The following is a 14,951-nucleotide window of genomic DNA, read 5'->3' as shown; positions in this document are numbered from 1 at the left end:
GAAGAGCGCTGGATTACGGCTTTATATTCGGGTTTGCCCGTTAAACGGTAAGCATTTCCGAAACTGCAGTACATCATAAAACCCAGATCGTGGTTGCCGGTATAAGTTTGGTTGGGTTCTATTACTTTTAAGGCTGCTTCAGCTTCCTGTTTAATGCCCGCATCTTTGGTTTGCTCATAGATATACCACAAACTGCCTGAATAGAAACCGCTGCACCACCATTTGATATCATAATTTACAGGTTTACCGTTTTCAAATGTCTGTGGTGTTTTACCTGCCGGAATGTTTTTGGCAAGCACTTTATACTGATCGGCAGCAAATTTAAATTCATCGTTGATCAGTTGTGCCATCGGCTTCTTTTCGGTTTGGGCAAAAGTATTTAGCCCTGTTAGCATGAGTAATGCGGCAATTAAATTGGTTTTTTTCATCTTTATTTTAGTAGCTTATTATTCTTTTATATTAAAATTTGCAGTAGCTCCGGCCTGTGCGCCTTTAGGCAGATTACAGTTGATATTTTTGATTTTAGATAGGCCTGGCAGCTTTAACGATATATTAACGGTAGCATTTTCCTGTGTCGGATCGGCAATGTAAAGCGTTGGGTTTTTACTGTTCAGGTTTTTGATGTAGACCGTACAAGGCTGATCGACAGAGAGCGATATTCCATCAGCCGACAAATTGCCTGCTTTATAAAAAACGGCCTGCAGCATATTTAAACCTGTATGTTTTACCGCCTGCAAATCTTCTGTATTTTTTAAAACCTGTATCAGTGAGCTGTCGTATTTTTTTAATCCGGCTGCGTCAACCCCAGGCACAACGATGTATTGATAACCTGCATTTTGGGGATTTGAGCCATGGTTTAACCAGATCTTAAATACATTGTGCTTGAGTTCGGTATTGCTTTGAAAATAGTTGATGCGGTGCCAACTACCGGTTTGGGGCTCACTGCTAATTTCCAATTCCCCACCCTGTGGAAAAATATACCCAATACTATCGTGGATAGCCCATTTTTCGCCATTTCCTTTTGAAGAAAAAACCTCTCCACGTAACCAGGCTTGATTAACCGTTGTGGTAATATTTTCTTTTGCATTACTTCTGATTCCGGCGCCTAAACAAACCACCTCTTTATCAAAAAAGAACCATGCTTTTTTGGCCTGAACGCTATCGTAGTTTAAATCGTAGCACGATACACCGTAAATACCATCGCTAACCCCACCTACAAATTTGGTGGTTCCGGGTATGCCCCACTCCTTTTGGATGGTTACGCCTTTATCATCAGGGTAATCCCTGCTGGTGGTACCGGGAATTTTGTCCCACTCCCAAACCGGCATTAAATTGGCATATTCTGATCCGCTGCGCTGGATATTGGTTGCCCCATCGGGAAGAAATTTCCCCAAAACATTTTCATTGTTTCCACGTTCGGTACGGAGCGTTCTGGTTGAAGCAGTTTGCACACTAAAAGTATAGCCAGAACGGAGGTGCAGCGTATAACCACTTTTCCAGAACTGGGTATGCGAGGGTTCAATTTTATAACTTGGTGCCTGCGCTCCTGAAGTACGTTTAATAGCAGCATCCCAATAAGCCGCATTTTCAGGATCGAACAGTTTAATCTTGTTTACCATCCCGCCCATGCCGCTGCTTAGCGAATCTTTACGGCTAATACCACGACCACGTACATTGAAATCGTAAAACGATCCCCTAATGGTTTTTAGAAAGGTATTTTTAAGATAATTAACCAAAATAGCCAGCTGATCTTTCGGTAAAGCATATTCCGTTCCGCGTAAATAGAAAGCTGCATTAACCGAATTTCCTGCAAATACCTTCCCATAACTGGCAATGGCCTGTTGTTTACCGTGTTGGTAATAACTGCCGTCTACCTGAACGCCTTCCTTTCCATCAGCAATAGAAATCGGTTCGTAAAGGTATTTCGCTGCCGAATCTAAAGTAGCTTTGTTTTTGGTTAAACAGCCGCGGTACAGAAAATGTAGCGCTTCATCAGAAGTATTGGCACCATCGCCGGCTTTTAATTTCCGGATCATCCTGGTGATCAATGCTTTTTCCAGCTCGGTTGGTAGCTGTGTTTTGGCATTCCGCATCAGGATTAAAATTTGCCCAATGGCTTGTGGATAAAAGATATCGTTATACCACCAGTTTTTGTTCTTCGGGTTTTTATCCAGCCAGTTTTGCAATGACTTAACAATAGCAGCATAAATTTCTGCATTGTTATAGAGTTTGTTCGTTGGACGTATATAAGCCGTTGCCATATCCTTGATCCGTTTTAACGGATCGTACTGTGCGTCGGTATAATTAATGTCGGCCCAGCTTCCATCAGCATTTAAAGATGGTAAATCCTTGTTTATCCTTTTTGCCAGTACACCATCGTTTATGCCCAGCTGCAGGTCCTGGGTAATGCGTTCCATAATTACCGCACTTGTTTCTTGCTGCGCTACAGCAAAAAGCGTGGTAAAACACAAGAAGAACAGGAGTAACAGTATTTTTAATTTTATCATTTTTTATCGGCTTTGCTTACTGGATCACTTTGATGTTAAATTCCTTAATGCTTGTTTTACTTTCGTTGGGATTAACATTATAAGAAACAAATGTTGCTTTGTATTTGCCTACAGCCCCATATTTATAGGCGTAAGCAGTAGTTGCCGATGCGGTGATGTTTTTTACGGTTGCCGTAGAAACATCAGGAGATACGCGACCTACATAAAGTGCTTTACTCACAATCCAACTTGTATTTGTGGGTGCGGTTGCTGTACCACCAATAATGGTTAGCGCCGTTGTTGTAGGCACCCATCTGGCGGTTGCTGGATTCCAAACATTGCCATATCTCGTCCAATAGGCATTATCGTTTACCAATGAGCCCAAATTATAGCTGTAGTCAGCTAAAACATTGTTAACGGTGTAATTGGTAATGGTCCAGGTTCTTTGTGTAGAACCCGTTACACCCGAATATTTAAAGGCGATAAAAAGCGAATCGTTGATGCCACTTACCAGATCGGATAAATTAACATTACCGGTATTTACCGCTGTGGCGCTGGTAGCCAAAGGTGTACGAGCGGTGATGTTTGTCCAGGCAGCATTTACCACAGTGGCCGAATCCCTCGCTGGCAGTTTATTGGTGGCCAAAACCTGTAAAGTATTGGTCTGCGCACCAAACTGTGCCGTACTGGTAAATGATAGCGTTGGTATGCCCAATGCCATTGCCCTATCGCGGTATTCGTATTTGTTGCCTATGGTACCTGCCCAAAAAACAATATTATCGGCATAACCATCAAGCGAAAATTTACAGGTATCGCCCAGTTTAAATACCAGTGTATCGCCAATGCTGGAACGCGAATTGTTTAAATTGATGCCAGCGGTTGGGGCATCGGTAGTGAGGTCTTTTTTGCAGGCGGTAAAACACAAACCTGCAAGCAAACATATATTGAATAGATATTTCATCTTTATTTCTGTTTTGACGTGAATTAATATCCAGGATTTTGAACCAGGGCCTTGTTTAAGTTTAACTCGTAGGTTGGCTTGGGCAAAAACACATGCCTTTGGGTAATTCCGGTAATCCCTGAATAACCGATGGCATTTCCAGTGGTTGCAGAAACACCGTTTGCCACTGCATAGTTGGCAAAAGCCTGCATATCACCTACAAAATTACCCCAGCGGATCAGGTCCGCCTTGCGGTAGGCCTCAAAACACAGTTCGCGCATGCGTTCGTCCCTGATGGCCAATTGGAAATCAGCTTTGTTTAATCCTGGCCTGAGCAGATATTCGTTCCCATTGGTAATGCTTGCAGTTGCGGTAGCCGTTACACCCGATGCTGGCGCAGCAATGCTTACGCTTGGCGCACTGGTAAAATACGGACCTGCAGCGGTTAAGTTTCCGCGGCTGGTTAATTTAATTCCGGTAACCACACCAGCAGTAGAAACGATGGCAACACCTGTTGCACCAGAGCCACCGCCACCACTGATGGTAACCACAGGCAGGTTGGTTGCACTGTAACCCGAACCTCCATTTACCACAGTAATGTTTTTAACAATATTGCCGTACATCGTACCATAACCTCTTTTCCTTACCAGGTTAATGGCATCGTAAGCAGCTGCAGTTGGTCCATTTACCTGGTTTTCGGCTTCAGCTTTCATCAACAGTACATCCGAGTAGCGGATTACCGGCCAGTTGATATTGTAAGTACCAAGATTCCTTGAAGCTTCGGGAGCATATTCGCGGCGGAATTTCCCGCACATCATCTGCCATGGATTAGGTTTATCAGTTTTAACTCTCGTAGCTGTTGTGGTATTTACTGTCCAGATGAAATCGGCACAGTTCCAGTCTCTACGCGTATCCAAAGAGGCTTTGTTCACCAAGGTACTGCTGGGCTCCACTTCGTAACTATCGAATAACTTCTTAGTGGTCTGTACCCAGCCAACCGCGGCATATGATGCAGGATCGAAGGCCCCGTTTACGGTAAGTATGGCCGATTGGATACCTACAAAATTTCCGATATCGTTACCGGTTTTATTGGTTACACCAGCAGCGGCACCGGCCGATCCCCATTCTAAAATATCTTCTTTAACATCATACTTATCCTGACACAAATTAATAAATACCTGTTTATAATCAGGATTTAAGGCATGTAGACCTGAATTGATTACTTTATCGGCATAGGTAATCACATCAGCATATTTAGTGGCATCGTTGGTAGGATAACCGGCCCAATACAGGTACACACGTGCCAGCATGGCCTGCACCGCAGTAATGGTAACCTGATCGTTATAACCTAAACTGGCCGCTGTTCTGCCCTGCAATAAAGTTTCGGCTTCTTTTAAATCGGCCACAATTTGCGCGTACACCGTAGCCTGGGAAGAGGCCGGAATATTGGTTTCGGCAATGCCCGGACTATGCAAAATAAGCGGAACTTCGCCAAAATTGGTGGTAAGGATAAAGTAATTATAAGCCCTTAAAAATAAAGCCTGGCCTTTGATGTAACCACGCTGTTTTTCATCCATCGTGGGTTTGTTGATATTATCGATCAGCACATTGGCATTGTTAATTCCCAGATAGGGCCAGCGCCAAACATCGGCAACGTAAGCGTGACCGGCATCGTACGAATAATACAATCCGCGGGCTTCGCCGTTTACCGGTCGGTTCGGCAGCATTTCGTCGGTTGCACTTACAAAATTAAAGTTCAGCACCTGCCCGTACATCCGTTCGTACATCATGTTGCTGTAAATGCCGTTAAGCGCTACCTGTAACTGATCTGCCGTTTCGTAATAATTGGATGGACTATAAAAATCGGTAGGTTCGGTATCTAAAAATTTCTTGCATGATGATAAACCCATCACAAATAAAAAAGCAAGGATATATTTATTTTTCATTGTCTTATCTTTTAATGGTGATTAAAATGTTGCGTTTAAACCAAAGGTTACCGTAAACGATTGCGGATAAGTTCCATAATCAAAGCCTGGCGTAAGGTTACTCGGCCTTGATGAAGCCTCGGGATCCAGCCCCGAATAACCGGTAATGGTGAGCAGGTTTTGGGCCGATGCATTTAAACGCAGTTTCGACATACCAATGCTTTTAAGAATTTTGTTCGAAAAATTATAACCCAATTGAACGGTTTTTAACCTGAGGTACGATCCATCTTCAACCACACGGGATGAATAATTTGCCGCAGCCATTCCACCTGCCCTAAAAAGGTCGTTGTTCTGGTTGCCTGGTGCCCAACGGTTTTCGAAAGAAGCATATTGGTTTAAGTTCGGGTTGGTTACAATACCGCCCTCAAAAACATAACGGTTGGCATTGATGATGTTATTGCCGTACGACCACTGCAGGAAAACGCCCAGATCCCAGTTTTTATAACTGAAATTATTGCTAAAACCACCGGTGTGGATTGGCAAACCGCGACCGATAATGGTATAATCGTTATTATTTACCACCAAATCGCCGTTTAAATCTTTGTATTTGATATCACCCGGCTGGATTGATGCCCTTGTTGAGCCATTTGTAGTAATGTTTGGTTTAAGCAGGTACGATCCGTTTGGCATTTTATCAAAATCAGCATACTGGTAAACCCCGTCGAAAATCAATCCATACATTTCGCCCACCGAACGCCCCTTTACCGAGATATATGGCGACAAACTGGTGTAAGTGGTATTAAAAAATGTTCCCGAGCCTGCTAAAAGCGAATTTTGTCCTTCTGTTAACTCTAAAATCTTGTTTTTGTTAAAACTGATGTTGAAATTACTCGTCCAGCGGAAATTTTTGGTTTGGATATTGGTACTGTTCAAAGTAATTTCGAGACCTCGGTTTTCTAAACTCCCGATGTTTTTAAATCCGGTGCCACTCTGCACACCGCTTGCATAAGGCAATTGTGCATTCAACAATAAATCGTTGGTTACTCTTTTATAAATATCGGCCGTTAAACCCAAGCGGTTTTTAAAAAAGCTAAGATCTAAACCGATATTGGTCTGTGTATTGGTTTCCCATTGTAAATCGTAATTGCCTGCTGCCGTAATTACCGAACCAATGGCTACGGGTTTGCCGTTAAACGAATACCAATATTGGGTGTTGCCCAGGTTTAACTGTGGCAGATAGGCAAAATCGCCCACCCTGTTATTTCCCGATTCGCCATAACCGATACGTAATTTACCATCAGATAACCAGGTGGCATCTTTCAGAAAGCTTTCCTGGCTGAATCTCCACCCTGCAGATGCAGAAGGGAAATAACCCCAACGTTTGCCCGGTGCAAATTTCGACGATCCATCTGCCCTGAAACTGGCCGTTAAAAGGTATTTTCCTTTAAAGTCATAATTCAGCCTGCCCAGGAAAGATTGCAGTGTCCAAACCGAACTGCGTGAGTTGACAACTGTATTTGCTGCTGGTACAAGATCCAAAGCATCTATCCCCAAACTTTCGTTGGTAATCTGCGAAGCATATATCGAGCGGTACGAACTTTTGCTGCGCTGTGCAGAATAACCCACCAAAACAGTTAAATTATGGTCTTTATTAAAAGTATTTTTATAGGTTAAAGTATTATCATTTAACCAGTTGAAACTTGGGCTGGTGGCATAAGTTCCGTTAGGGCCTGATGAATTCCATTTACTGCCCGATTGTGTTAAAGAATTATTAAAAATATTGGTTTCGGTATTGGCATTGGTAATACCTGCTGCCAGCCTTAATTTTAATTTGGGTGTAAAAGCATATTCCGCATAACCATTGGCTACCATCGTAGTGGCTTTATAAACGGTTTTCTGGTTTTCTAAACTGATCAATGGGTTTACGCGGTAATCCTGGTTATTGGCAAGTTCGTTTGTTGGATCGTAAAACGAATCGATCAGATTGGTGCCCTGGTCTCTGCCCGAAAGCGCTGCAGCCGGACGATAGCCCCAAACCGAATACAACAGTACCGAAGAGGCATAAAAATTAGTGGCCGAAATCGGTGTACCAAAAGTTTCGCTATAGGCATAGTTTACGTTTACACCAGCCTTTAATTTATCGGTTACATTCTGATCGAGTACAAAACGGCCCTGGTAACGTTTAAATCCGCTGAACTTTACAATCCCTTTCTGATCGTTATAATTTCCTGAGATGGAATAGGTTGTTTTATCGTTCCCTCCCCTTAAAGCAATATCGTGGTTCTGGTTCTGCCCGTTCTGGAAAATGTAATCCTGCATATCCAAACTTTGTACATTTTGATAATCGTTTATAGTTACCCCATTTTTGAGATAAACCGAATCGGCAAAAACAGAATTGAGTTCTTTAACGTATTTTACAAATTCAAAAGCGTTCATCACCGGGATTTTATCGGGCGATTTTTGCGTACCATAATAGGCATTGTAACTCAACTGCGGTTTGCCTGCTTTACCTCTTTTGGTGGTAATCAATACTACACCGTTCGATCCGCGTGCACCATAAATGGCTGTAGCCGATGCATCTTTTAATACATCGATGCTTTCGATATCGGATGGATTGATCGAATTGGCATTAGCGTCTTCCGAAGGGAAACCATCGATCACATAAAGTGGCGAGTTATCCTGCGAGATGGAGCCCGCACCACGGATGACGATATTGGCGGTAGCTCCCGGCTGCCCATCGTTGGTTGATACCTGAACTCCTGCCACACGTCCGGCCAGGGCCTGATCGAACGATTTAACAGGTGCCTGCTCCAGGTCTTTCATATTTACCGAACCTACCGCACCGGTAAGATCGGCCCTTTTAGTAGTGCCATACCCCACTACCACCACATCGCTCAAGCCGGTTATTGACGATTTTAAAGAAACGTTTATTGTGGTTCTGGCGCCAACCGTAACCGATTGCGAGGCATAACCTACATAATTGAATACGAGTTGATCGGTAGCCAGTGCCTGTATTTTAAACCTTCCGTCGGCATCGGTCTGCGTAGTGGTTTTGGTTCCTTTTACCGTAACCGATACGCCGGGTACCGTTTGTTTACTTTCGTCGGTAACTACCCCGATAATGGTTTTACCCTGTGCAAAAACATTAACATGGCCAAGGAGCAGAATAGTGAGTAATAATAAGCGTTTAAGAAAAAGAAAGATATGCGGCTTCATATCCATTCTCCACGGGATGTAGAGTTTACTCATAGTTGTTGGTTTTTTGGTTATTGGTTGTTAGTTGATCGCTTTGCTTTTTTACAGCGCCATCTAAGAACAAACTTATAGCATAAGCTTTTTTTGGAGGGGTGAATTTTCTAAATATTTAGGGTGAATTTTCTAAATATTTGGCAAAAATGCTTTTAAACCATACTTTTAAGCAGCCAAAACAACCATAACCAATTATCCCATGTTTACCCGATCCCTAAAATATTTGCTCTGTGCAAGCCTGTTTTTGGGATTCCTGTTCCCCGCAAAAAGCCAGCAGCCCATACAGTTCGATCATTTGGGTGTAGAGAAAGGTTTATCGCAAACTTCTGTACTGGCCATTACACAGGATAAAAATGGTTTTATGTGGTTTGGCACCCGCTACGGTTTAAACCGTTATGATGGTTACAACATCAAAGTTTATCAATCTTCGGCAACCGATCCGTTTTCCATTTCGTCCAATTACGTGATCAATCTTTTTTCCGACCAGCACAAAAACCTGTGGGTGGGAACAGACAGAGGTTTAAACCGCTACAACGAAAAAACCGATAATTTCGAACGCATTTACTCGAAACCAAATGGCATCAGCAGCAATGTAATCAACTGCATTACCGGAGATAAACAGGGCAACGTATGGATCGGCACCCTAAACGGCTTAAATCTTTTGCTTAATGGCGATACCTCCAAAATCAAAGTATTTTTCGGCAATCAATCAGTAAATAGATCATACCATAACATCAGGGCTGTAAAACAGGATCATGAGGGTAATATCTGGGTGGGCACATCAAACGGCCTGTTAAAAATGACCTTTAAAAACGGTGCTTACCAAACCGAAATTTTTAAACACGAAGGAAAAGCAGGAGATATCAGTGAGAATTACATTACCGGAATTATAGAAGACCGTCAACATAAACTATGGGTGAGTACGCAGGATAACGGTCTGAATCTTTTCAACCCTTCGGACAAAACTTTTAAGGTTTTTAAACATTCGGCACAGACAAATTCTCTGGTAAACAACACCATTAGGACGATGGTTTTAGATGATGCCGGCAAGTTATGGATAGGCACACTGGACGGAATCAGCGTGTTGGATACGCAGCAATTTACCTTTACCAATCTACAGTACGATCCGGGCGACAAAAAAAGTTTGAGCCAGAACTCTGTCCACCGTTTATATAAAGATCAAAACGGATCTATCTGGGCAGGTACTTATTTTGGCGGGGTAAATATCAATTATCCTTACACTACCGCATTCAACATCTACAGCACCAACAAAAATACTTCGAGTGTAAGCAACAATGCCATAAGCACCTTTGCCGAAGATGAACGCCAAAACCTGTGGATCGGTACCGAAGGTGGTGGATTAAACTATTTTAACCGGCTTACCAATAAATTCACAGCTTTTAGAAGCGATGGCCGCAGCAATTCCATCAGATCTAATCTGATCAAAAAAATTATACTCGATAAAAAGGGTAAACTCTGGATCGGCACACATTCGGGCGGACTTAACTTTTACGATAGCAAAAAAGGCAGTTTCGGCAGTTTCGATTTCAGTTCAAAACAGGAAGATGTACCCGATGAGGTTACCGCTGTGGCCGAAGACAGGGATGGCCGGTTATATGCAGCCACCCAGCGAAATGGCATTAAAATTTCCAACCCTGAAAAAACAAAGTTTTACAATTTCAAACTGCCGGCCAATTTCCCCGATGCGGGAAGGGTTAAAAGTATGTTGGTAACCGATCGCGTTTATTTTGGTACCACCAACGGACTCTGCATCTATAACATCGACAAAAAAGAGTTCTACACTTTAAAAGATCCAAAAACAAAAAAGGTTTTGGAATATTATGTAAACGGTATTGCCGAAACCCGGAATAAGGAAGTTTACATCTGCACCAACAACCAGGGACTTATCTGTTATCATCAAAAGGAGAATAAAATCATCACTTATACGGTAAAAAATGGTTTACCTAACGATAATGTATTGGGTGTTTTAGAAGATGATAAGGATAACCTGTGGATCAGTACGGCCAATGGTTTATCGATGTTTAACCCTAAAAACAAAACTTTTAAAAATTATACCGTAGCCGATGGTTTGCCAGGCAATGAATTTAACGCCAATGCCTTTTTTAAAAACACCAGCGGGGAAATGTTTTTTGGCGGTTACAATGGATTCATCAGCTTTTATCCCGATCACATCCAAACCAATATCAAAGCTGCGTCGTTAGTGATCACCGGTGTAAAAGTGGATAACCAAACTGTAAAAATTAAGGCAGAAGATGGTATTCTTGATCAGAATATCGGTTTAAAAAATAAGCTGGTATTTGCGAGTAACCAGAATACTTTTAGTTTAAGTTTCGCGCTGCTTAATTTTATAAAACCCGAAAAAAACCGCTATGCCTATAAACTGGATGGTTTCGAAAAAAATTGGAACGAGGTAAGCATCCCTGCAGCTTCTTACACCAACCTGCCACCTGGTAGTTATACTTTTATGGTTAAGGGACTTAATAATGATGGCATTTCGGGTGCCAATATCCGTAAGATCAGCATTATTGTTAAACCTCCCTTTTATAAAAGCTGGTGGGCATACCTAACTTATTTTTGTGCTTTTGCAGCCATAGCCATTGTATTTGTACGTTATTTATTGATCAGGGCAGTACTTAAAAAAGAGAAGGAAATTAACGAGCATAAACTCGAATTTTTCACCAATATTTCACACGAGATCCGTACACCGCTAACACTAATTGTTGGACCGCTGGAAAAACTGATTGAAAACGCAAAAGAAGATCCTGCACTGAACCGCGAGCTGCAACCGATTAAAAACAATGCCGATCGCCTGATGAACCTGGTTACCGAACTGCTTGATTTCAGAAAGGCCGAAAGCGGAAAAATGACCTTACATGTAAGCCAGGACGATGTGGTAAAATTCTGCGGGGAAATATTCCTGGCTTTCCAGAACATGGCGATTTCTAAAAACATCGATTATAATTTTGAAAGCGATGAGCCAGAAATAGCGCTTTATTTTGATAAGGTACAAATGGAAAAGGTATTGTTCAACCTGTTATCCAATGCCTTTAAGTTTACCCTTGTAAATGGCAAAATCAGCTTAAAAATCTCTAAAGCGCTTCAAAATGTTAACATCCAAATTAGCGATAACGGAAAAGGCATTGCTTTAGAAAACCAGGCCAATCTGTTTAGCAATTTTTATCAGGCCAATACCACTTCAACCATTGGTACAGGCCTCGGACTATCACTTTCGAAAAGCATTGTTGAGCTGCACCATGGCCAAATCTCTTTCAGCAGCATACCCAAAACGGATCAGAATTTGGGAGAAACCTGCTTTTCGGTGAGTTTAAAGATCGGTAAAGATCATTTTAGTAAGGATGATTTTATAGCTGATGATGTTTATGGTGATGATCCGGCCAATTATAATATTCCGGTATCAGAATACCTCACAAAAGAAAATGCCAATGTATTACCAGTTGCCGATGCCGACAAAAAGACTATTTTACTGGTTGAGGATAATGAAGATGTACGGACTTTCATTAAAAACGCACTGAGCTCAAAATATAATATTTATGAGCGCGAAAACGGTGCTACAGGTTTGGCCTATGCTTTAGAACTGATCCCCGATCTGATTATCAGCGATGTAATGATGCCTGTAATGGACGGGCTGGAATTGTGCCGTAAATTAAAAACCGACGAGAGTACCAGCCATATCCCCGTGATACTGTTAACCGCCCGCTCGGCTTATGTACACCAGATTAATGGTTTCGAAAACGGGGCCGATGCCTACATCATGAAACCCTTTAACCTAAAAATACTAGAACTCAATATCCAGAACCTTTTAAGCGCCCGCGAAACCATCAAACAAAAGTTTGCGCAGGTAATTACGCTCGAACCGAAGAATCTGGTAATCAATACCACCGAACAAAACTTCCTGAACAAAATTATCCATGTAATTGAAGAACGTATTGCCGATCCTGATTTTGATGTACCTACCCTGGCCGCAGAAATAGGCATGAGCCAACCAGTGCTTTATAAAAAAATAAGGGCGCTAACCGATCTTTCTGTAAACGATTTCATCAAATCCTTAAGGATAAAAAGAGCCGCTCAACTGCTAAAACAGGGTGGTGGCAATATTGCTGAGATTGCTTACTCGGTAGGTTTTAGCGATCGGAAATATTTTAGCTCGGAGTTTAAAAAGCATTTCGGTAAAACACCGAGCGAGTTTATGGGTAGCGAACAATAAAAAACCTGCCCTGTAAACTATTCCAGGTAAATCCAGTTCTCCTCTTCTTCCTTAGCCAACGATGGATCATTAATCACCAGAAAAAATGCCTCTATAATCATCAGCATATTTTCATATTGCTCAAATAAATATTCTTTATCCATCAGTTTAATACTGCTGTTGGAACTAAAAGCCGCATGCAACCACTCTAAAAGCCCTGCACGCAACTGTTTAATTTTTTCGGGCACAAAAAAAGTTTCAATAAACAGATAGGGATTTTTAGCATGCACTGGCGCAAGGGTATTTACCTCACATAATTGAATCTGGAATGCTACATTGGCTATATCATCTGTTTCACCAACTGTTGCCCGGTAAACCAGTTTTTTAGCTGCAATTAAATAACCGGCATTTAATAATTGCGTAAACTGGTTATACAGGAAAAAATAATCTGAACTATTGCTTACATGGCTTGTTTTGGATAAAGCGATTTTATACCAGTTTTTAAGATAGGCCTTGTGCCCTGCCAGGTTATCGAGTGCGAAAAACGATTCGATTACAGCAAACGGATTTTCGAAAAGTGTTTTATCAAAAGCCAAAGGCGAGGCACTTTCGAATACAGCCAAATGGTAATACCGATCGATACTTTTGAAACTGTTTTTGGTAATAATCCTTTCGTGGATGAGCCAACAGGCTTCGAGCATTTTTTTGGTATTTCCATAAAGGGGGTAAATATCCCCGTCCCATTCCTGATCGAGCGTGTTCTCCAAGCCGGCCAATAGCCACTCATTATAACTGGCTTTGTAACCAGGCGATTGAAAGAACAGGAACATATCGAGAAAGGTGAGTTTTGGGTTTTTCATTTCGCTCTTGCTCAGCAACTTCGGACAATAATCCAACAGTACCGATTCTCGTTCCAAACTATTTTCGTCGGCTGATATGGCTTTTACAAAAGCTGTATCAGCATCATTATGGTTAAAGATAAGATCAGAATATTCGAAAAGCGGCAATAGTTTTTCATAAAAACGCACCAGCTGTGCCGGATGTTTCTGTGGCGAAAATTCGCATTCGTTCTGCGGTGGGTTTAACCAGCTTTTTAAAAACTGTAAACTGTTGCTGATACTGCCCATAGCAAAAAAACTTTCGATGGCATTAATAAAACCTATGGTTTCTTTTTTAAAATGAGAGGTATTTTCCATTAGCTTAATTTTGATTATCTTAGCTAACAAATTTAGCAAAATAAAATTAGTTAAACTATATATAATTTCACATAACTTATTAACATTTTTTCACATGAATGAAAATCAGCGCTTAAAAACTCTAATGGATTTATTGGGATTTAGAACCCAAAAGGATTTTGCAGCAGCGCTGAATATCAAACAGGGTTCCTTATCAGATATTTTACGCGAAAGAATCCATGTATCAAATGCTATCAAAGATAAACTCGAACTTAAATTCGATGTAAACAAAGCATGGCTCGAAAACGGAACAGGCGAACCGTTTTTTAAAAAGAATCCGGGCGGTGGCATCCCCAAAGAGGGCGTTCCATATTTCGATATGAGCTTATCAGATATTAAAGATTTTATAGTGGAAGAAGAAAAGGCTGAGTATCTGGTAAACTATTTACCGTTTAATGATTGTACGGCTTATTTGCCCGTTTATGGCGATAGTATGTATCCTAAATATGCTGCCGGTGAAATTATTGCAGTTAAAGAAATTACCAATTTAGAAATCCTACAATGGGGCGAAGCTTATGTGGTGATGACGGACGAATACAGCAACAGTTTACGAACCATAAAACTTATTTTTCAGCACCGTGATAACACTAAACTTATCCTCCGTTCATCAAACCCGAATTTTAAGGGAGATACCGTAATCAGTAAAAAGAATATCCAATCGCTTTATATTATTAAGGGGAAAATTACCAGGAATGTTATTTAGTGATTTGGGTTAACTGTATAAATTGGTTAATCGGTTAACTGTACATGCGAAATGTTTATTGGATTGCTAAATTGAGGAATTGTTAATTGTAAACTGCCAACTGAAAACTGTCGCATTGGTTAATCGGTTAACTGTACATGCGAAATGTTTATTGTTGAATTGCTTGATTGTTAATTGCAAACTGCCAA

Annotated in this window: 7 protein-coding genes and 1 pseudogene; 2 read left to right on the top strand and 6 right to left on the bottom strand. The window is 41.4% G+C overall.

Annotated elements, in window-relative coordinates:
* The 5 genes and pseudogenes from B2V92_RS25420 to B2V92_RS25400 all read right to left on the bottom strand — a co-directional run.
* Positions 1-428, bottom strand: a pseudogene (locus B2V92_RS25420) (glucuronyl hydrolase); the annotation flags it as partial.
* 18 nt (positions 429-446) lie between these two features.
* Positions 447-2,507, bottom strand: coding sequence for a polysaccharide lyase 8 family protein (locus B2V92_RS25415; protein WP_293313391.1), 2,061 nt, complete (start codon positions 2,505-2,507; stop codon positions 447-449).
* Positions 2,508-2,523: 16 nt separating this feature from the next.
* Positions 2,524-3,447 carry a DUF5017 domain-containing protein gene (locus tag B2V92_RS25410; protein WP_293313390.1) on the bottom strand — a complete coding sequence of 308 codons (924 nt, stop codon included), beginning with the start codon at positions 3,445-3,447 and terminating at the stop codon, positions 2,524-2,526.
* 23 nt (positions 3,448-3,470) lie between these two features.
* The gene (locus tag B2V92_RS25405; protein WP_293313388.1) at positions 3,471-5,372 is read right to left on the bottom strand and encodes a RagB/SusD family nutrient uptake outer membrane protein; all 1,902 of its coding nucleotides are present in this window, start codon (positions 5,370-5,372) and stop codon (positions 3,471-3,473) included.
* 21 nt (positions 5,373-5,393) lie between these two features.
* Positions 5,394-8,600 carry a SusC/RagA family TonB-linked outer membrane protein gene (locus B2V92_RS25400; protein WP_293313386.1) on the bottom strand — a complete coding sequence of 1,069 codons (3,207 nt, stop codon included), beginning with the start codon at positions 8,598-8,600 and terminating at the stop codon, positions 5,394-5,396.
* Positions 8,601-8,799: 199 nt separating this feature from the next.
* Here B2V92_RS25400 and B2V92_RS25395 point away from each other — a divergent pair, with 199 nt between their 5' ends.
* Positions 8,800-12,846: a hybrid sensor histidine kinase/response regulator gene (locus B2V92_RS25395; RefSeq protein WP_293313384.1), complete on the top strand. Its 4,047-nt coding sequence runs from the start codon at positions 8,800-8,802 to the stop codon at positions 12,844-12,846.
* Positions 12,847-12,863: 17 nt separating this feature from the next.
* Here the strand turns inward: B2V92_RS25395 and B2V92_RS25390 are convergent, their stop codons facing one another.
* Positions 12,864-14,021 carry a hypothetical protein gene (locus B2V92_RS25390; protein ID WP_293313382.1) on the bottom strand — a complete coding sequence of 386 codons (1,158 nt, stop codon included), beginning with the start codon at positions 14,019-14,021 and terminating at the stop codon, positions 12,864-12,866.
* Between the two features lie 94 nt (positions 14,022-14,115).
* On the opposite strand from B2V92_RS25390, the gene B2V92_RS25385 reads away from it, so the two are divergent.
* Positions 14,116-14,763, top strand: coding sequence for a LexA family transcriptional regulator (locus B2V92_RS25385; RefSeq protein ID WP_293313380.1), 648 nt, complete (start codon positions 14,116-14,118; stop codon positions 14,761-14,763).
* The last annotated feature ends 188 nt before the right edge of the window (positions 14,764-14,951 follow it).

Origin of the sequence: Pedobacter sp. UBA5917 (genome assembly GCF_002432345.1) — a bacterium.
Classification (GTDB): Bacteria; Bacteroidota; Bacteroidia; order Sphingobacteriales; family Sphingobacteriaceae; genus Pedobacter.
This window is presented reverse-complemented; position numbering and strand designations above follow the sequence as displayed.